The following is a 655-nucleotide window of genomic DNA, read 5'->3' on the forward strand; positions in this document are numbered from 1 at the left end:
TACGGATCAAAGCTCGTTTGCCAGCTCCCCGTAGCTTTTCGCAGGCTACCGCGTCCTTCATCGCCTGTGATCGCCAAGGCATCCACCACATGCACTTGTTCGCTTGACCCTATAACGAGTCTGTCTCGTTACAGGTTGAGTTCTCGCGTGTCGCTCAGCGTTAGTGCTTTAGCACTTACGCGGAGCCCACACTACGTGTGTGCCGTATTCCAATTGAGTCAAACATTAAGTTCGAATCATCTTGAGATACATCGATACAATCACAACCCGGATAACTTTCACGTCCATCTCGAGACGCTTCCGCTACCCAAATTACTTACTTCTTCCAGATTGTTAAAGAACGACAGCCGATATCTGTTGATATCCTCTGACTGGCTCAATCGCCAATGACAAAAACTCGAACCAAACTTCATTCGAATGTTTGTCATTGAAGATTATCGAAAGCGGCCGGCATGATAACCGAATAAACCGCTAACAGACAGTCTTTCTATCTTAATCAACAGCCGATAAGCGTGAGCGCTCAACTTCGCGAGATAGCTCTGGAAAGGAGGTGATCCAGCCGCACCTTCCGATACGGCTACCTTGTTACGACTTCACCCCAGTCATGAATCCTACCGTGGTGACCGTCCTCCTTGCGGTTAGACTAGCCACTTCT

At 48.5% G+C, this 655-nt stretch carries 2 rRNA genes; both read right to left on the reverse strand.

What is annotated here, in order from left to right:
- A 23S ribosomal RNA gene (locus CFB89_RS33850) occupies window positions 1–109 on the reverse strand; the annotation flags it as partial.
- Window positions 110–543: 434 nt separating this feature from the next.
- Window positions 544–655 (reverse strand): 16S ribosomal RNA (locus tag CFB89_RS33855); the annotation flags it as partial.

The organism is Burkholderia sp. AU16741, assembly GCF_002223345.1.
Taxonomy (GTDB): domain Bacteria; phylum Pseudomonadota; class Gammaproteobacteria; order Burkholderiales; family Burkholderiaceae; genus Burkholderia; species Burkholderia sola.